Source organism: Pseudomonas sp. HD6422, assembly GCF_025377065.1.
Classification (GTDB): domain Bacteria; phylum Pseudomonadota; class Gammaproteobacteria; order Pseudomonadales; family Pseudomonadaceae; genus Aquipseudomonas; species Aquipseudomonas putida_U.
Window position 1 is genome coordinate 1 of sequence record NZ_JAHWIW010000037.1, and the last position, 18,232, is coordinate 18,232.

15 protein-coding genes are annotated in these 18,232 nt (G+C 64.5%); 10 read left to right on the top strand and 5 right to left on the bottom strand.

Translation table 11 applies throughout. The annotated features are described in order from the left end of the window. Positions 1 to 164 precede the first annotated feature (164 nt). Positions 165 to 2,138 carry a bifunctional tRNA (5-methylaminomethyl-2-thiouridine)(34)-methyltransferase MnmD/FAD-dependent 5-carboxymethylaminomethyl-2-thiouridine(34) oxidoreductase MnmC gene (mnmC, locus tag KY379_RS22605; protein WP_261241484.1) on the bottom strand — a complete coding sequence of 658 codons (1,974 nt, stop codon included), beginning with the start codon at positions 2,136 to 2,138 and terminating at the stop codon, positions 165 to 167. Positions 2,139 to 2,288: 150 nt separating this feature from the next. On the opposite strand from mnmC, the gene pap reads away from it, so the two are divergent. Both pap and KY379_RS22615 read left to right on the top strand, forming a co-directional pair. Further along, positions 2,289 to 3,782 (top strand): polyphosphate:AMP phosphotransferase, encoded by a 1,494-nt coding sequence (gene pap, locus KY379_RS22610; RefSeq protein WP_133331009.1) that lies wholly within the window; start codon positions 2,289 to 2,291, stop codon positions 3,780 to 3,782. A gap of 222 nt (positions 3,783 to 4,004) precedes the next feature. Then, positions 4,005 to 4,967 carry a DMT family transporter gene (locus KY379_RS22615; protein ID WP_133331007.1) on the top strand — a complete coding sequence of 321 codons (963 nt, stop codon included), beginning with the start codon at positions 4,005 to 4,007 and terminating at the stop codon, positions 4,965 to 4,967. Positions 4,968 to 5,080: 113 nt separating this feature from the next. Here KY379_RS22615 and KY379_RS22620 read toward each other — a convergent pair whose 3' ends face one another. Further along, complete coding sequence (locus KY379_RS22620) at positions 5,081 to 6,487, bottom strand: class II fumarate hydratase (protein WP_261241485.1); 1,407 nt, start codon at positions 6,485 to 6,487, stop codon at positions 5,081 to 5,083. Between the two features lie 152 nt (positions 6,488 to 6,639). On the opposite strand from KY379_RS22620, the gene KY379_RS22625 reads away from it, so the two are divergent. The 7 genes from KY379_RS22625 (at position 6,640) to KY379_RS22655 (ending at position 14,408) form a co-directional block, all read left to right on the top strand. Beyond that, entirely contained in the window at positions 6,640 to 7,164 is a 525-nt protein-coding gene (locus KY379_RS22625; RefSeq protein WP_133331003.1) for a DUF2059 domain-containing protein, read from the top strand. A 10-nt stretch (positions 7,165 to 7,174) separates the two neighbouring features. After that, the gene (locus tag KY379_RS22630) at positions 7,175 to 7,471 is read left to right on the top strand and encodes a BolA family protein (protein ID WP_133331001.1); all 297 of its coding nucleotides are present in this window, start codon (positions 7,175 to 7,177) and stop codon (positions 7,469 to 7,471) included. A 121-nt stretch (positions 7,472 to 7,592) separates the two neighbouring features. Beyond that, entirely contained in the window at positions 7,593 to 8,525 is a 933-nt protein-coding gene (locus KY379_RS22635) for a rhodanese-related sulfurtransferase (RefSeq protein WP_261241486.1), read from the top strand. A gap of 3 nt (positions 8,526 to 8,528) precedes the next feature. Then, a complete protein-coding gene (locus KY379_RS22640) occupies positions 8,529 to 9,161 on the top strand; it encodes a DsbA family protein (RefSeq protein ID WP_133330997.1) in 633 nt (210 codons plus the stop codon). After that, positions 9,154 to 10,986, top strand: coding sequence for an ABC transporter ATP-binding protein (locus KY379_RS22645; protein WP_133330995.1), 1,833 nt, complete (start codon positions 9,154 to 9,156; stop codon positions 10,984 to 10,986). The genes KY379_RS22640 and KY379_RS22645 overlap by 8 nt, the downstream gene beginning before the upstream one ends. Positions 10,987 to 11,128: 142 nt before the next feature. After that, entirely contained in the window at positions 11,129 to 13,585 is a 2,457-nt protein-coding gene (locus KY379_RS22650; RefSeq protein ID WP_261241487.1) for an EAL domain-containing protein, read from the top strand. Between the two features lie 37 nt (positions 13,586 to 13,622). Then, positions 13,623 to 14,408 (top strand): TenA family transcriptional regulator, encoded by a 786-nt coding sequence (locus tag KY379_RS22655; protein WP_133330991.1) that lies wholly within the window; start codon positions 13,623 to 13,625, stop codon positions 14,406 to 14,408. Between the two features lie 349 nt (positions 14,409 to 14,757). Here the strand turns inward: KY379_RS22655 and KY379_RS22660 are convergent, their stop codons facing one another. From KY379_RS22660 to ubiG, 3 genes are all read right to left on the bottom strand, one after another. Next, entirely contained in the window at positions 14,758 to 15,498 is a 741-nt protein-coding gene (locus KY379_RS22660) for a YciK family oxidoreductase (RefSeq protein ID WP_196174382.1), read from the bottom strand. Positions 15,499 to 15,661: 163 nt separating this feature from the next. Beyond that, positions 15,662 to 16,333, bottom strand: coding sequence for an N-acetylmuramic acid 6-phosphate phosphatase MupP (gene mupP / locus KY379_RS22665; RefSeq protein ID WP_133330987.1), 672 nt, complete (start codon positions 16,331 to 16,333; stop codon positions 15,662 to 15,664). Between the two features lie 2 nt (positions 16,334 to 16,335). Beyond that, positions 16,336 to 17,034, bottom strand: a complete 699-nt coding sequence (gene ubiG / locus KY379_RS22670; protein ID WP_133330985.1) for a bifunctional 2-polyprenyl-6-hydroxyphenol methylase/3-demethylubiquinol 3-O-methyltransferase UbiG — start codon at positions 17,032 to 17,034, stop codon at positions 16,336 to 16,338. A gap of 110 nt (positions 17,035 to 17,144) precedes the next feature. Here ubiG and mtnA point away from each other — a divergent pair, with 110 nt between their 5' ends. Next, a complete protein-coding gene (gene mtnA / locus KY379_RS22675; RefSeq protein WP_133330983.1) occupies positions 17,145 to 18,221 on the top strand; it encodes an S-methyl-5-thioribose-1-phosphate isomerase in 1,077 nt (358 codons plus the stop codon). Positions 18,222 to 18,232 lie beyond the last annotated feature (11 nt).

Genomic DNA, 18,232 nt, shown 5'->3' on the forward strand with positions numbered 1-18,232 from the left:
ATCGCCCCCCCCCCCTCACGCCCCCTGCGCGCCCACGTCCCCCCCCGCCCGGCCCCCCCCCCGCCCCCCCGCGGGGGGGGGGGGGGGGGCGGGGGGGGCGCCGGGCCCCCCCCCCCCCCCCCCCCCCCCCAACCCCCCCCCCCCACCACCCCAAACCCACCCCTTCATTTCCCGCGAATCAACCTGCGCAATGCAAAGCGGTTCGGGTGACACGCTTCGGCCACCGCACGCGGCAGTGGCAACGGCTCGTCATTGACCCATGCCGCGATCAGCTCGCCGCTCAGCGGCGCGGTGATCAGTCCGCGCGAGCCATGCCCGCTGTTCACATACAAGCCGTCCAGCCAGGGGCAGGGCACCTCCGGCACTTGGCGTGCATCTTTGCCAAGCACCGCGTAAGCCTTGGCGAACGCGGTCGAATCGGCCAGCGGTCCGACGATCGGCAGGTAATCGGGACTGGTGCAGCGGAACGCCGCACGTCCCTGCAGGTGTCCGGCGTCCAGCGCGTGGCCGCCCAGACGTTGGGCGAGGTCGGTGGAGATCTCGTTCAGCAGGGCCAGGTTGCCCTGATGCTCGGCCACAGTTGGTTCAAGGTCTTCACTATGAAAGTCGAAACTGGCCCCCAGGGTATGCTCGTCACCCCGTGGCGGCGCCACATAGCCCTCGGCGCACACGACGGTGCGCAACGCCCGGCTGGCGGGCGTTGCCGGCAGCCGGGTGATTTGCCCACGGATGCGCTTGAGCGGCAACTGCGCGCAGGCCTCGAAATGCCGTACCTCGGCAGCGGTAGCCAGCACCACCACGGGCGCGCTGGCCAACAACCGTTCGCCGTCCCAGGCCTGCCACAGGCCATCGACCTTGCGCAGCGCCAGCACCTGCTGGTGCGGCAGCAGGCGGATATTAGGGTGCTGCAGTTGTGCCTGGCACAGGGCCGGCGGGTGCACCCAGCCCCCCTCGGGATAGAACAAGCCGCCAGCCGGCAGCGCCACCCCGGCGATCGTCTCGGCTTCGCTGTGGGTCAGTACCTGCAGCAGACTGGGGTCGAAGGCTTCGGCCAGCTTGTTCTGGCGCTCGGCTTCCTTGCTGTCGAAGGCCAGCTGCAGCACGCCGCAGGCTTCCCAGTCGCGGCCCTGTTGCAGTCGTTCGAGCTGACGCCGGGTGTAGCCGAAACCGGACAGGATCATCTGCGACAACGCTGTGCCATGCGCCGACAGCTTGAGGTACAGCACCCCCTGGGGGTTGCCGGAGGCTTCGCGGGCGGGGGCATCGTGGCGTTCCAGCACGCTCACCTGCCAACCGCGTGCGGCAAGGCTGGCGGCCGTGGCGCTGCCCGCCAGGCCGGCGCCAATCACCAGCGCCTGCCGCGGGCCTGCGGGTATCCCGGGGCGGGCATACCACGGCGCGGTAGCGGCAGGGTGGGGCTGGCCGATGTACTCGCCGCTCATCACCTCCCACTTCTTGCCGATGCCGGGCACCTTTTTCATTCGGAAGCCTGCGTCGATCAGCCCTCGTCGGACCCAGCCGGTGGTGGTGAAGGTGCCCAGCGCAGTGCCAGGGCGCGACAGCCGCGCTAGTTGCGCGAACAGTTCGGGGGTCCACATGTCGGGGTTCTTGGCCGGGGCGAAACCGTCGAGAAACCACACATCGATGCGCGCATCGAGCTGGGGCAGTTGCTCCAGTACATCGCCCACCAGCAGGGTCAGGGTGACCCGGCCTTGGTCGAAGGTGAACTGTTGGAAGCCTGGGTGCACCGCCACATATTGCGCCAGCAGCGGCTCGCTGAACGCCGATAGCTCTGGCCACAGACGCACCGCGCGGGCCAGGTCGTCGGGGGCGAGAGGGAATTTCTCGACACTGACGAAATGCAGCCGGGCCTCGTTGGGTGCCCGCTCGGCGAACAGCTGCCAGGCACAGAAGAAGTTCATGCCGGTGCCGAAGCCGGTTTCGCCGATCACCAGGCTGGTATGCGGCGCCAGGTTGGCGAAGCGTTCGGCCAGGCCGGTCTGGTCGAGGAACACATGCCGGGTTTCCTCGGTCCCTTCGTTCTTCGAGAAATAGACGTCGTCGTATTGCCGCGAGTGGGGGCGGCCCTGGTCGTCCCAGTCGATCTGGGCATGCTGGACAAGGGTGGGTGCGGACATGGCGGGTTTCGCTGAAAGTGGCAAGCGCGAAGCTGCACGCGGTGAGTAAAGGCGCAAATGGTGGCACGGCCGGCTGTTTCTTGCATCTGCCAGCTTGACGCCAGCCGCCAGGATTCCGCTAGTCTTGCTTATCCATCGAGGGAGCCCAGCATGTTCGAATCTGCGGAAATCGGTCACAGCATTGACAAGGACACCTACGACGCCGAGGTGCCCGCCCTGCGCGAGGCCCTGCTCGAGGCGCAATACGAGCTCAAGCAGCAGGCGCGGTTTCCGGTGATCGTACTGATCAACGGCGTCGAGGGTGCCGGCAAGGGCGAGACGGTCAAGCTGCTCAACGAGTGGATGGATCCGCGCATGATCGACGTGCTCACCTTCGACCAGCAGACCGACGAGGAACTGGCTCGCCCACCCGCCTGGCGCTACTGGCGGGCCCTGCCACCGAAGGGCCGGATGGGGGTGTTCTTCGGCAACTGGTACAGCCAGATGATCCAGGGCCGGGTGCACGGTCAGTTCAAGGATGCCGTGCTCGACCAGGCGATCACCGGGGCCGAGCGCCTGGAGCAGATGCTCTGCGACGAAGGCGCGCTGATCATCAAGTTCTGGTTCCATCTGTCGAAGAAACAGATGAAGGCGCGGCTCAAGGCGCTCAAGGACGACCCGCTGCACAGCTGGCGGATCAGCCCGCTGGACTGGCAGCAGTCGCGAACCTACGACCGCTTCGTGCGCTTCGGCGAGCGGGTACTGCGCCGGACCAGCCGCGACTATGCGCCCTGGCACGTGGTCGAGGGCGTCGACCCGAATTACCGCAGCCTGGCGGTCGGGCGTATCCTGCTCGAAAGCCTGCAAGCCGCGTTGGCCAGCAACCCCAAGGGCAAGCACCAGGGCAATATCGCACCGCTGGGCCGCAGCATCGATCAGCGCAGCCTGCTCGGTGCCCTGGACATGACCTTGCGCCTGGACAAGGCCGACTACCAGGAACAACTGGTGACCGAGCAGGCGCGCCTGGCCGGGTTGCTGCGCCACAAGCACATGCGCAAGCACGCCCTGATCGCGGTGTTCGAAGGCAATGACGCTGCCGGCAAGGGCAGTGCCATCCGCCGCGTGGCTGCCGCGCTCGACCCACGTCAGTACCGCATCGTACCGATCGCCGCGCCCACTCAGGAGGAGCTCGCCCAGCCGTACCTCTGGCGTTTCTGGCGGCACATGCCAGCCCGAGGCAAGTTCACCATCTTCGACCGCTCCTGGTATGGGCGGGTGCTGGTCGAGCGGGTCGAGGGCTTCTGCGCGCCGATCGACTGGATGCGCGCCTACGGCGAGATCAACGATTTCGAAGAGCAACTGGTGAATGCCGGGGGCGTGCTGGTCAAGTTCTGGCTGGCGATCGACCAGCAGACCCAGCTGGAGCGTTTCGAGGAGCGCGAGGCAACGCCGTTCAAGCGCTACAAGATCACCGAGGACGACTGGCGCAACCGCGACAAGTGGGACGAGTACACCCAGGCCGTGGGCGACATGGTCGATCGCACCAGCACCGAGATTGCGCCGTGGACGTTGGTCGAGGCCAATGACAAGCGCTGGGCGCGGGTCAAGGTGTTGCGCACCATCAATGAGGCGCTGGAAGCGGCGTTCGCCAAGGATAAAAAGTGATGTGCTGGCTTCTTCGCGGGACAAGCCCGCTCCCACAGGATCACCGCCGGCCTTGGAGTTGTGAAATACCTGTAGGAGCGGGCTTGTCCCGCGAAGAGGCCGGCACAGACAACCATGCCCCCTGGGAATGACCTGATGAATTTTTTTCCCGGCACTTTCCCCCAGTCGAGCCTTCCAAGCCCTTAGAATCGGCCCCCCACCACGGGCCGACACGAGGGCACCATGCACATCACTTCCGGACGCTGGATCCACGGCCTGCTGCTGGCACTTCTGACGGCATTGCTCTGGGGCATCCTGCCGATCAAGCTCAAGCAGGTGCTTCAGGTGATGGATCCGATCACCGTCACCTGGTATCGCCTGCTGGTGTCCGGAGGGCTGCTGTTCATCTGGTTGCGCGCCAAGCGTCGGCTGCCGTCGGTGCAGGCACTGGGACGCAAGGGCAAGGGCTTGGTGCTGGTGGCCGTGTGCGGGCTGATGGGTAACTACGTGCTGTACCTGGTTGGCCTGAATCTGCTCAGCCCTGGTACCGCGCAACTGGTGGTGCAGCTTGGCCCGGTGCTGTTGCTGGTGGCCAGTGTGTTCGTCTTCAAGGAGCGTTTCAGCCTGGGGCAGGGTATCGGCCTGCTGGTGCTGTTGGGTGGCTTCGGGCTGTTCTTCAATCAACGCCTGGAAGAGCTGCTGACCTCGCTGGGTGCCTATACCACGGGTGTGTTGACCATCGTCCTGGCGACCAGCATCTGGGTGTTCTACGCCTTGAGTCAGAAACAGCTACTGACGGTCTGGCATTCGCAGCAGGTGATGATGGTGATCTACCTGAGTTGCGCGCTGCTGCTCACCCCCTGGGTGCACCCGCTGGAGGTCTTGCAACTGACCCCGGTGCAGGGCTGGCTGTTGCTGGCCTGTTGCCTGAATACTCTGGTGGCCTATGGCGCATTCGCCGAGGCTCTGGCGCACTGGGAGGCCTCGCGGGTGAGTGCGACATTGGCGCTGACGCCGCTGGTGACCCTGGTGGCCGTGGCGCTGGCGGCCTGGGTCTGGCCTGAGTACGTGCAGGCCGAGGGCCTCAATGGCTTGGGGTATCTGGGGGCGGTGACGGTGGTGCTGGGGTCGGCGTTGGTGGCTTTGGGGCCATCGCTGGTGGCCGGTTGGCGGGCGCGGAAGGCGCGGTTAGGTCAAGTTCTGTGATGGTCAGTACCGGCCTCTTCGCGGGCAAGCCCGCTCCCACAGATACCCGCTCTATTTCGAGGGCTGGGGTGTTCCTGTGGGAGCGGGCTTGCCCGCGAAGAGGCCGGTATTGGCTACCTAGCGCTCAACCCTTTCCCCCCCGGCGCCAGCATGTTCTCCGGTCGCACCCACTGGTCGAACTGTTCGTTGCTCAGGTACTGCAACTCCAGCGCCGCCTCACGCAGGGTCTTGCCTTCGGCATAGGCCTTCTTGGCGATTTCCGCGGCCTTGTCGTAGCCGATGTGCGGATTGAGGGCCGTCACCAGCATCAAGCCACGCTCCAGGTGCGCCGCCATCTGCTCGGCATCGGGCTCGATCCCCGCCACGCAATGCTGCTGGAAGTTGCGACAGCCATCGGCGAGCAGAGTGATCGATTGCAGCAGATTATGAATGATCACCGGCTTGAACACGTTCAATTGCAAATGCCCCTGGCTGGCGGCGAAGCCGATTGCGGCGTCGTTGCCCAGCACCTGGCAAGCCAGCATCGACAGGGCTTCGCACTGGGTCGGGTTGACCTTGCCCGGCATGATCGAGCTGCCCGGCTCGTTGGCCGGCAGGCGTACCTCGGCCAATCCGGCACGCGGCCCCGAGCCGAGCAGGCGCAGATCGTTGGCGATCTTCATCAACGCCACCGCCAGTGTCTTCAAAGCGCCAGCGAGGCTGGTCAGTGGCTCGTGGCCGGCGAGGGCGGCGAACTTGTTGGGTGCGGTCACGAACGGCAGCCCGGACAGCGCCGCCAGCTCGGCGGCGATGGCTTCGGCGAAGCCGTGCGGGGCGTTGAGGCCAGTGCCCACGGCAGTACCGCCCTGGGCCAGCTCGCACACCGCCGGCAGGGTGGCGCGGATGGCTCGCTGGGCGTAGTCGAGCTGAGCGACGAAGGCCGAGATCTCCTGACCGAAGGTGATCGGCGTGGCATCCATCATGTGCGTGCGACCGGTCTTGACCAGTTGATGATGGCGCGCCGCCAGTTCGGCGAGCCCCGACGACAATTCGGCGATCGCCGGCAGCAACTGATTGTGCACGGCCTCGGCGGCGGCGATGTGCATGGCGGTGGGGAAACAGTCGTTGGAGCTCTGCGAGCGGTTGACGTGGTCGTTGGGGTGCACCGGCGTCTTGCCGCCGCGCCCCTGGCCGGCCAGCTCGTTGGCGCGTCCGGCGATCACCTCGTTGACGTTCATGTTGCTCTGGGTGCCGCTGCCGGTTTGCCACACCACCAGCGGGAACTGGTCGTCGTGTTCACCTGCGAGCACTTCGTCGGCGGCCTGTTCGATCAGCCGGGCGATATCGGCAGGCAGGTCGCCATTGCGATCGTTGACCCGTGCCGCGGCCTTTTTTACCAGCGCCAGGGCGTGCAGCACCGGAAGCGGCATGCGTTCCTTGCCGATGGCGAAGTTGATCAGCGACCGCTGGGTCTGGGCGCCCCAGTAGGCGTCCTCAGGAACTTCGACCTGGCCTAAGCTGTCTGTCTCGATACGGCTCATGCTGCGCTCACTCCTTAAGTGTTCGAAATCGCAGTTTAGGCCCTGATTCGACAGTGCGGTTCAATCGCATGTCGTGCCACTTGAGCACTTCGCCACCACGGCGCAGAATGCTCCTTTCTGAGGTACCCCCTCCCTCTTTCGAAGGAATTGCAATGACCCGTCTCCGTGTCCTCTGTGCTGCCGTCGCCCTGGCCTGTGCCAGCGGCCAGGTCCTCGCTGCCACTTCCAGCCACAACGCTGCTGCCGAGAAATTCCTGACCCTGGCCAATGCCGACAAGCTGGGTACCCCGGTGTACATGCAGGTCCAGCAGATGTTCGCCCAGCGGTTCGCCCAGACCAAGGCCCCTGCCTCCAAGCAACCGGTGCTCGAGAGCTACCAGGCCAAAGCCAACGCCGCGCTGGACAACGCCATCGGCTGGAACAAGCTCAAGCCGAAAATGGTCGACCTGTACACCAAGACCTTCACCGAGCAAGAGCTCAAGGATCTGGTCAAATTCTATGAATCGCCCCTGGGCAAGAAAGTCCTGCGCGAGATGCCCAAGGTCACCCAGCAGTCGGCTCAGTTGACCCAGCAGAGCCTGGAACCTGCAGTACCAGTGGTGAACAAGCTGCTCGAGGACATGACCAAGGAACTCGACCCGAACGCCGGCAAGGCAGCCGCCCCGACCAAGAAGTGAGTGACCGCCGATGACCATGCAGCAACGCATCGAGCAACAATTGGCCGCGCTGGCCCCGCAACACCTTGAAGTCCTCAACGAAAGCCACATGCACAGCCGTGGCCAGGAGACCCACTACAAGGCGGTGATCGTCAGCGAGCAGTTCGCCGGGCTCAACAGCGTCAAGCGTCACCAGAAGGTCTACGCCACCATGGGTGAGCTGATGGGTGAGATCCATGCCCTGGCCATTCATACCTATACCGCCGAGGAGTGGGCCAAGGTCGGCGCGGCGCCTGCCTCGCCGGTGTGTGCCGGCGGCGGGCACTGAATCCTCTCTACCGTTCTGGTAGAATTCGCAACATCCCAGGGGGCCGCATCGCGGCCCCCTGGCTTTTCATGTCAAACCCGGTCCGCCCCTTACGAGGGCAACCACCTGGAGATACCGCTTCATGTCCCAACCGATCGTCGTCGCGGCGCTGTACAAGTTCGTCACCCTGGAAGACTACGTCGAACTGCGCGAACCCCTGCTCAAGGCCATGCTCGACAATGGCGTCAAAGGCACCCTGCTGCTGGCCAACGAAGGCATCAACGGCACCGTTTCGGCCAGCCGTGAAGGCATCGACGCACTGCTTGCCTGGCTGCGCAGCGACCCGCGCCTGGTGGATGTCGACCACAAGGAATCGTACTGCGACGAACAGCCGTTCTACCGCACCAAGGTCAAGCTCAAGAAAGAGATCGTCACCCTCGGCGTGCCAGGCGTGGACCCCAACCAGCAGGTCGGCACCTACGTCGAGCCCAAGGATTGGAACGCGCTGATCAGCGACCCGGAAGTGCTGCTGATCGACACCCGCAACGACTACGAGGTGGCCATTGGCACCTTCAAGGGCGCCGTCGATCCCAAGACCGAGACCTTCCGCGAGTTTCCCGAGTACATCAAGGCCAACTTCGACCCGAGCAAGCACAAGAAGGTGGCGATGTTCTGCACCGGCGGCATCCGTTGCGAAAAAGCCTCGAGCTACATGCTCGGTGAGGGCTTCGAAGCGGTCTATCATCTCAAAGGGGGCATCCTCAAATACTTCGAGGAAGTGCCTCAGGAAGAGAGCCTGTGGGATGGCGACTGCTTCGTCTTCGACAACCGCGTGACGGTGCGCCACGACCTCAGCGAAGGCGAATACGACCAGTGCCATGCCTGCCGCCACCCGATCGACGCTGCCGACCGCGCGTCCGAGCACTACTCGCCAGGCGTGAGCTGCCCGCACTGCTGGGACAGCCTGAGCGAGAAGACCCGGCGCAGCGCCATCGACCGGCAGAAGCAGATCGAGCTGGCCAAGGCCCGCAACCTGCCGCACCCGATTGGCTACAACTACAAAGCCGAGGCCTGATGCATGTCCATGCGCCTGATCTATGTGATGGACCCGATGTGCTCCTGGTGCTGGGGCTTCGCGCCAGTGGCCGCGGCCCTGATCGACCAGGCGCGTGACGCGGGCGTGGCCACCCACGTGGTACCGGGTGGCCTGCGCACCGGCGGCAGCGCCTTGGATGCCGCCACCCGCAAATACATCCTCGAACATTGGCAAGCGGTGGCGCAGGCCACTGGCCAGCCGTTCCGTTTCGACGGCGCCATGCCCGATGGCTTCGTCTACGACACCGAGCCCGCCTGCCGCGCCCTGGTCGCGGCGCGCACCCTCGACGCCGAGCGTGTGTGGCCGTTGCTGGCACTGATCCAGGGCGGCTTCTACGAACAGGGCCTGGACGTGACCACCGCGCCGCAACTGGTCGACCTGGCCGAGCAGGCTGGTTTCGACCGCAGCGCTTTCGCCGAGGTCTTCGCCCACGCCGACACCCGGGTCGCCACCGCAGCCGACTTCAGCTGGGTCCAGGACCTGGGTATCGCCGGCTTCCCGACCCTGCTGGCCGAGCGCAATGGCCAGTTGGCCTTGCTGACCAACGGCTACCAGCCCCTGGAGCGCCTGCAACCGTTGCTCGGTCGCTGGTTGCAGCAGGCTGCCTGTGCTTGATCTTCCCGGGTCGCCAGACCCTGTGCCGGGTAAGCCGGCGGCTGTGCCCGATCGACTGAGCTGGGCACAGATCCGTCGCCTGGCATTGCATCACAAGAAACACCTGTGGAGCGCCAACCTGGTGGCCGTGCTGGCCGCCTGCTGCAGCGTGCCGATCCCATTGCTGCTGCCATTGCTGGTCGACGAAGTGCTGCTCGGCCATGGCGATGCTGCGCTGAAATGGATGAACCACCTGCTGCCCACTGGCTGGCAGGCGCCGGTCGGCTATATCGGCCTGATGCTGGTGCTCACCTTGTGTCTGCGCCTGGCTGCGCTGACGTTCAACGTGGTGCAGGCCAAGCTGTTCGCGGGCCTGGCCAAGGACATCGTGTACCGCCTGCGCATCCGTCTGATCGAGCGCCTCAAGCGCATTTCGCTCAAGGAGTACGAAAGCCTGGGTAGCGGTACCGTGACCACGCACCTGGTCACCGACCTGGACACCCTCGACAAGTTCGTCGGCGAAACCCTGAGTCGCTTCCTCGTGGCCATGCTCACCCTGACCGGCACGGCGGCGATTCTGATCTGGATGCACTGGAAGCTGGCCCTGCTGATCCTGCTGTTCAACCCACTGGTGATCTACTTCACGGTTCAACTGGGCAAGCGCGTCAAGCATCTCAAGAAGCTCGAGAACGACAGCACGTCGCGTTTCACCCAGGCGCTGGCCGAGACCCTCGATGCGATCCAGGAGATCCGCGCCGGTAACCGCCAGGGTTATTTCCTCGGTCGCCTCGGTCTGCGCGCCCGTGAAGTGCGTGACTATGCCGTCGACTCGCAATGGAAGAGCGATGCCAGTGGCCGTGCCAGCGGCTTGTTGTTCCAGTTCGGCATCGACATCTTCCGCGCCGCGGCCATGTTGACCGTGCTGTTTTCCGACCTGTCGATCGGCCAGATGCTGGCGGTGTTCAGTTACCTGTGGTTCATGATCGGTCCGGTCGAGCAGTTGCTCAACCTGCAATACGCCTACTATGCCGCCGGCGGTGCCTTGAGCCGGCTCAACGAGCTGCTGGCGCGAGCCGACGAGCCGCAGTATCCGGCCGCTTGCGACCCGTTCCTCGGTCGCTCGACGGTCGGCATCGAGGTCCGCGATTTGAGCTTCGCCTATGCCGATGAGCCGGTGCTCGAACACCTGGACCTGACGATTGCCGCTGGCGAGAAAGTGGCGATCGTCGGTGCCAGCGGTGGTGGCAAGAGCACCCTCGTGCAATTGCTGTTGGGCCTGTACAGCGCCCAGGCCGGAACCATTCGTTTCGGCGGCGCGAGCCTGCAGGAGATCGGCCTGGAAACCCTGCGCGAGAACGTGGCGGTGGTGTTGCAGCATCCGTCGCTGTTCAACGACACCGTGCGTGCCAATCTGACCATGGGCCGTGACAGCAGTGACGAGGCCTGTTGGGAGGCGCTGCGCATCGCCCAGCTCGATGCCACCATCGCTGCCTTGCCGCAAGGTCTGGACAGCGTGGTCGGTCGCTCCGGCGTGCGCCTGTCCGGGGGCCAGCGCCAGCGCTTGGCCATTGCCCGCATGGTGTTGGCCGAGCCCAAGGTGGTGATCCTCGACGAGGCCACCTCGGCGCTCGATGCGGCCACCGAGTACAACTTGCATCAGGCCCTGGGGCGTTTTCTCAGTGGGCGTACCACGTTGATCATCGCCCACCGACTGTCGGCAGTGAAGCAGGCCGACCGGGTAATGGTGTTCGATGGCGGTCGCGTGGCCGAAGAGGGCGGGCACCAGCAGTTGATCGCCGAAGGCGGGTTGTATGCCAAGCTGTACGGGCATTTGCAGCAAAGTTGAGGGTGGGCGCTCGATCTCGCCGCCCCCAACCCTCCCGGCTTACATTCGCAACAAACAAATTCCCACCGCATAGATAGCAAATCGCCTACGCTTTGCTTGTCTGGGTCGATCCGTGCCTTATCTACTCTGCGACAGGGACTACATGAAGGGAAATCGGACTCTCGAAGCGCCAAGGCTGTTGGGCATCATTTGGCCATTTGTCGCGGTAGTGGTGTTCCAGATGCTACTGGGCAGCGTCAGCCTTTATGCGTTATCGGCCGTGCGCGCCTACGTCGCGGGTGAAAGCTTATGGTCCAAGGCGCAGAAAGATGCCATCTCCTATCTCAACCTGTACGCCGACAGCCGTGACGAGCGCGTCTATCAGCGTTACCGCCAGGCCATCAGCGTGCCTCAGGGCGATCGCGAGATGCGCGTGCTGCTCGAACAGTCCAGCCCCGATCTCGATGCTGCCCGCCGGGCGGTGCTGCAAGGCGGCAACCATCCCGAGGATGTCGAGCGGATCATCTGGTTCTATCGCAACTTCCGCCAGGTCAGCTACGTGCAGACGGCGATCGAGTATTGGGAGATGGGCGACAGCTACCTGCGTCAGCTCGACGTACTGGCTCAGGTGATGCGCGAGCGAATCGCCGCCGGCCCGGTCGATGCCGAGCAAGTGGCCGCGTGGAAGGCGCGAATCGTCGCCATCGACGATGGCGTGACCCCGGCCTCCAAAGCGTTCAGCGCTGCCCTGGGCGAGGGGTCGCGCCTGCTCTTGCGCCTGCTGTTGGCCATCAACCTGCTGACCGCGCTGTTCCTGATCGCCATCGCCTGGCGCCGTTCGAGCAAGCTGCTGGCCCAGCGCCAGGCCTTCGCCAGCGCCCTGCAGGAGGAAAAAGAGCGGGCGCAGATCACCCTCCAGGCCATCGGTGATGCGGTGATCACCACCGATATGCATGGCTACATCGGTTACATGAACCCGGCTGCCGAACAACTGACCCACTGGCATGCCGGTCAGGCCGTGGGGCTGCCCTTGGCGGCCTTGTTCAGCCTGGTCGAGGAGCACGCCGATGACAGCAGCGCCGGCCTGGTCGAACAGGTGCTTTCCGGCACGCTCGATGGCGGCCCCGAGCACGCGCGCTTGATCCAGCGCCTGGACGGCAGCACGGTGTCGGTCAACCTGGTTGGCTCGCCGATCGTCAATCAGGGGCAGGTGGCCGGTATCGTCCTGGTGTTGCACGACATGACCCAGGAGCGGCAGTACATCGCCAATCTGTCGTGGCAGGCCACCCACGACGCCCTGACCGGGCTGGCCAACCGGCGCGAGTTCGAGTACCGCCTGGAGCAGGCCCTCAATGGCTTGGCGCGCCAAGCGGGACGGCATTCGCTGATGTTCCTCGACCTCGACCAGTTCAAGCTGGTCAACGACACCTGTGGCCATGCCGCTGGCGACGAGTTGTTGCGGCACATCTGCGCGGTGCTTCAGTCGGGGCTGCGCGAGAGTGACACCCTGGCCCGTCTGGGCGGTGATGAGTTCGGCATACTCCTGGAAAACTGCCCGCCGGACCAGGCCGAGCGCATCGCCGATCAATTGCGCCAGGCCGTGCAGAGCCTGCATTTCGTGTGGAAGGGGCGGCCGTTCGTGACCACCGTGAGCATTGGCCTGGTGCACTTGGCGCAAGTGCCCAGCACCCTGGAAGGTTCGCTGCGGGCTGCCGACATGGCCTGCTACCTGGCCAAGGAGAAGGGCCGTAACCGGGTGCAGGTGTATCACGACGACGACAGCGAGTTGTCCACACGATTTGGCGAGATGGCCTGGATCCAACGCCTGCACGTGGCCTTGGAGGAAAACCGCTTCTGCCTGTATGCCCAGGAAATCGCCGCGCTCAGGCCCCACGAGGGCGCCGGCCATCTGGAGATCCTCCTGCGCCTGCAGGACGAGAGCGGCCGTATCATCCTGCCCGGCAGCTTCATCCCGGCCGCCGAGCGGTTCGGCCTGATGACGGCTATCGACCGCTGGGTGGTGCGCAGTGTCTTCCAGGTCATCCGCCAGTGCCTGGATCAGGGCCGCGAGCGACCGCTGTCGATGTGTGCGATCAACCTGTCGGGCGCCAGTATCGGCGATGACATGTTCCTCGACTACCTGAAACGGCTGTTCGGCGAGTATGCCATCCCGGCGAAGATGATCTGTTTCGAGATCACCGAAACCACCGCCATCGCCAACCTCGGCAGTGCCATCCGCTTCATCAATGAATTGAAGGGCCTGGGCTGCAAGTTCTCCCTGGACGACTTCTGCGCCGGAATGTCGTCATTCGCCTATTTGAAGCATTTACCTGTGGACTTCTTGAAGATCGACGGAAGTTTTGTCAAAGATATGCTCGATGATCCGGTGAACCGGGCCATGGTCGAGGTGATCAACCATATTGGCCATGTCATGGGTAAACGGACCATTGCCGAGTTCGTCGAAACACCGCTGATCGAACAGGCCTTGCAGGAGATTGGCGTGGACTACGCCCAGGGCTACCTCATAGAGCGTCCCCAGGTGTTCACCGTCGACAGTCTGCAGCGCCAGCGGATTGCGACACGGCCTTTGTTGCATCGGGCGCCGGGGACATTCCGCTGACGCTGAACGTTGGATCACAAGGATCAAGGAGCTGAAAGTGATTGACGCATTCGTTCGTATTGGACCGTTAATGGATCCAGCCAGTTATCCGCAGTGGGCCCAACAGCTGATCGAAGATTGTCGCGAGAGCAAGCGCCGGGTGGTGGAGCATGAGTTCTACCAGCGCCTGCGCGATGGCCAGCTCAAACCGGCCACTGTGCGCCAGTACCTGATCGGGGGTTGGCCGGTGGTCGAGCAGTTTTCCCTGTACATGGCCCACAACCTGACCAAGACCCGCTATGCCCGCCATCCAGGTGAGGACATGGCGCGGCGCTGGCTGATGCGCAACATCCGCGTCGAGCTCAACCATGCCGACTACTGGGTGCATTGGTGTCAGGCCCATGGCGTGAGCCTGCATGACCTCCAGGCGCAGGAAGTGCCACCCGAGCTCAATGGCCTCAACGACTGGTGTTGGCGGGTCTGTACCACCGAGTCGCTGGCGGTCGCGATGGCCGCGACCAACTATGCCATCGAGGGTGCGACCGGAGAGTGGTCGGCGGTGGTCTGCGCGTCCGATACCTATGCCCAAGGTTTCCCCGAGGACGTGCGCAAGCGCGCGATGAAGTGGCTGCGCATGCATGCCCAGTACGACGATGCGCACCCGTGGGAGGCGTTGGAGATCATCTGCACTTTGGCGGGTGAGAACCCCAGCCAGGGGCTGCGCAATGAACTGCGTAAGGCGGTGTGCAAGAGCTATGACTGCATGTACTTGTTCTTGGAGCGGTGCATGCAGGTGGAAGGGCGCCAGGTAGGGCGGGCGCGGCCGGCGTTGGCGGCAGGTTGAGGGCTTTGGGGGCGGTGCCGGCCTCTTCGCGGGGCAAGCCCGCTCCCACAGGAACCCCACAGTTTTCAAAGATTGTGTGTAACCTGAGCCCCAGGAACACCACAGTTTTCAAGGCCTGTGGGGAGCCTGAGCCTCAGGAACACCACAGTTTTCAAAGCTTGTATGTAACCTGAGCCCCAGGAACACCACAGTTTTCAAGGCCTATGGGGAGCCTGAGCCTCAGGAACACCACAGTTTTCAAGGCCTGTGGGGAGCCTGAGCCTCAGGAACACCACAGTTTTCAAGGCCTGTGGGGATCCTGTGGGAGCGGGCTTGCCCCGCGAAGAGGCCCGTGCAGACCCCCAATCTCTTACTGGGCGTCGAACGCCTGGCCATTCACCCCGGTACTGTCCGGCCCCATCAGGTACAGGTACACCGGCATGATTTCTTCAGGCAGCGGGTTGTTCTGCGGGTTCTCGCTGGGATAGGCCAGCGCCCGCATCGCCGTGCGTGTGGCTCCGGGGTTGATGCTGTTGGAACGCACCGGAGCTACGCCTTCGAGCTCGTCGGCCAAGGTCTGCATCAATCCCTCGGTGGCGAATTTCGATACCCCGTAAGCGCCCCAGTAAGCCCGGCCCTTGCGCCCGACGCTACTGGAGGTGAACACCACCGAGGCGTCCTCCGACAGCTTCAGCAGCGGCAGCAGGGTACTGGTGAGCATGAACGTGGCGTTGACGTTGATGTGCATCACACGCATGAAGTTATCGCCCGAGAGCTGCTCCAGCGGGGTTCGCGGGCCGATGATCGAGGCGTTGTTGAGCAAGCCGTCGAGGCGGCCGAACTGCTCCTCGATCATCACTGCCAATTCGTCGTACTGGTGCGCCAGAGCGGTTTCCAGGTTGAACGGGATCACCACCGGCTGCGGGTGACCGGCGGCCTCGATCTGATCGTAGACCTCGTTGAGGTTGGCTTCGGTCTTGCCCAGCAGTAGCACGGTGGCACCCAAGGCGGCATAGGCCTTGGCAGCTGCGGCGCCAATGCCGCGGCCGGCACCGGTGACCAGGATGACGCGGCCCTTGAGCAGGTCGGGGCGGGCGGTGTAGTCGTACATCAGATTATCCCTTGTTCAATGGGGAAGGTGCCGAGCCTCGTGGGAGCGGGCTTGCCCGCCAAGCCGACACCGTGGTGGATGGCACGGGCTTCGTCCGTGTTCGCGGGACAAGCCCGCTCCCACAGGGGTAGGGCGTACGCGGATTCCTGGACCAGGTCTCGGCTCAGCAACCGCACAGTGCGCTGTCGATCACCTTGCGCAAGTCCAGTGGGCGGTCCACCACCACATCGGCGCCCCAGTTGTTCGGGTTGTCCTGAGGATGAATATAGCCGTAGCGCACCGCTGCCGTGCGGGTGCCGGCAGCGCGGCCGGACTCGATGTCGCGCAGGTCGTCGCCGACGAACAGCACGCTGGCGGGGTCCAGCTTCAGGGTGGTGCAGGCCAGGATCAGCGGCTCGGGGTCGGGCTTGCTGTTCTTCACGTGGTCGGGGCAGATCAGCAGGGCTGAGCGCTCGGCCAAGCCCAGGCGTTGCATGATCGGTTCGGCGAAGCGCACCGGCTTGTTGGTGACCACGCCCCAGATCAGGTTGCCTTTCTCGATGTCCTCCAACAGCTCGGCCATGCCGTCGAACAGTTTGCTGTGCACCGCGCAATCGCGTTGGTAGCGCTCCAGGAACTCCAGGCGCAGGGCCTCGAAACCTTCGGCTTGCGGATCCATCGCGAAGGTCGTGGCGACCATCGCCCGGGCACCGCCCGAAATCACGCCACGGATCAGCTCATCGTCCACTGGCGGCAGGCCGCGATCGGCGAGCATCGCCTGACAGATGGCGATGAAGTCCGGCGCCGTGTCGAGCAGGGTGCCGTCCATGTCGAAGAGTACTGCTCGCAAACGCATGCTCATTCCTCGCGCAGGGTCTGGATCATGTAGTTGACGTCGACATCGCTGCCGAGCTTGTAGTGCTTGGTCAGCGGGTTGTAGGTCAGGCCGATGATGTCCTTGACCTCGAGGCCGGCTGCGCGGCTCCAGGCGCCCAGTTCGGACGGACGGATGAATTTCTTGAAGTCGTGGGTGCCGCGCGGCAGCATCTTCAGGATGTACTCGGCGCCGATGATGGCCAGCAGGTAGGCCTTGGGGTTGCGGTTGATGGTCGAGAAGAACACCTGGCCGCCCGGCTTGACCATGCGGTAGCAAGCGCGGATAACGGAAGACGGGTCGGGTACGTGCTCGAGCATTTCCAGGCAGGTGACCACATCGAACTGCCCGGGCATTTCCTCGGCCAGGGCCTCGGCGGTGATCTGCCGGTACTCGACCTGGACGCCGGATTCCAGCTGGTGCAGCTGGGCCACGGCCAGGGGCGCCTCGCCCATGTCGATGCCGGTGACGCTGGCGCCACGCAGGGCCATGGATTCGCTGAGGATGCCGCCGCCGCAGCCGACGTCGAGCACCTTCTTGCCGGCCAGGCCGACGCGCTCGTCGATCCAGTTGACGCGCAGCGGGTTGATCTCGTGCAGCGGCTTGAACTCGCTCTCGCGGTCCCACCAGCGGTGGGCCAGGGCCTCGAACTTGGCGATTTCGGCGTGGTCGACGTTGCTCATTGAACAGTCCTCGGGAACGTGTACTTCAAAGGGCGCAGTATACCCGAGCGTCTGCGGCGCAGGGTCGCTATAATCGCCGGCTTTTAATGTGCGAACGACGGGGAGAGGCGATGCGCGAGCAACTTTTGGCGGCGGAGAAGGTGACCGGCATTCGCTGGCACGACGGCTGCCTGCACCTGCTCGACCAGCGTCTGCTGCCAGCGCAGGAGCGCTGGCTGACCTGCGACGATGTAACGCAGGTGGTGGTGGCTATTCGTGACATGGCCGTGCGCGGCGCCGCAGCGATCGGCATCGCCGCGGCCTATGGGTTGGTGCTGGCCCTGGAAGAGCGCCTGGCGCAGGGTGGCGATTGGGAGCAGGACCTGGAAGAGGACTTCCTCAGCCTGGCCGAGGCACGCCCCACCGCCGCCAACCTGTTCTGGGCACTCAACCGCATGCGCGAACGCCTGCAACGGGTACGTCCCGAGGACGACGTGCTGGCGGCGCTGGAGGCCGAGGCGCTCGCTATTCACGAAAGCGACCGCGAGGCCAACCTGACCATGGCCCAGCACGGCATCGAACTGATCCGTCGTCACCAGGGCAACCAGCAGGCCTTGCTGACCTACGGCAATGCCGGCGCGCTGGCCTGTGGCGGTATCGGCACGGCGTTGGGGGTGATTCGCGCGGGCTTTCTGGAGGGCATGGTCGAGCGGGTCTACGCCGGCGAGACCCGTCCCTGGCTGCACGGCTCGCGAGTGACGGCGTGGGAATTGGCCAACGAAGGCATTCCCGTGACCCTGTGCGCCGATTCTGCGCTGGCCCACCTGATGAAGACCAAGGGCATCACCTGGGTGGTGGTGGGGGCCGACTGCATCGCCGCCAACGGCGATGTAGCGAGCAAGATCGGCACCTACCAGCTGGCGGTGAGTGCCATGCACCATGGTGTGCGCTTCATGGTGGTGGCGCCGAGCACCAGCATCGACCTGAACCTGGCCTGCGGCGAGGACATTCCCCTGGAAGAGCGCGCCGCCGATGAATTGCTGGACCTGGCCGGCACCCGGGTGGCAGCGGATGTCGAGGTGTTCAATCCGGTGTTCGATGTGACTCCGGCCGACCTGATCGACGTGATCGTGACCGAACGAGGCATCGTCGAGCGCCCGGACACGGCCAAGCTGGCCCAGTTGATGTGCCGCAAGCGGTTGCATTGAGGGGCGGGATT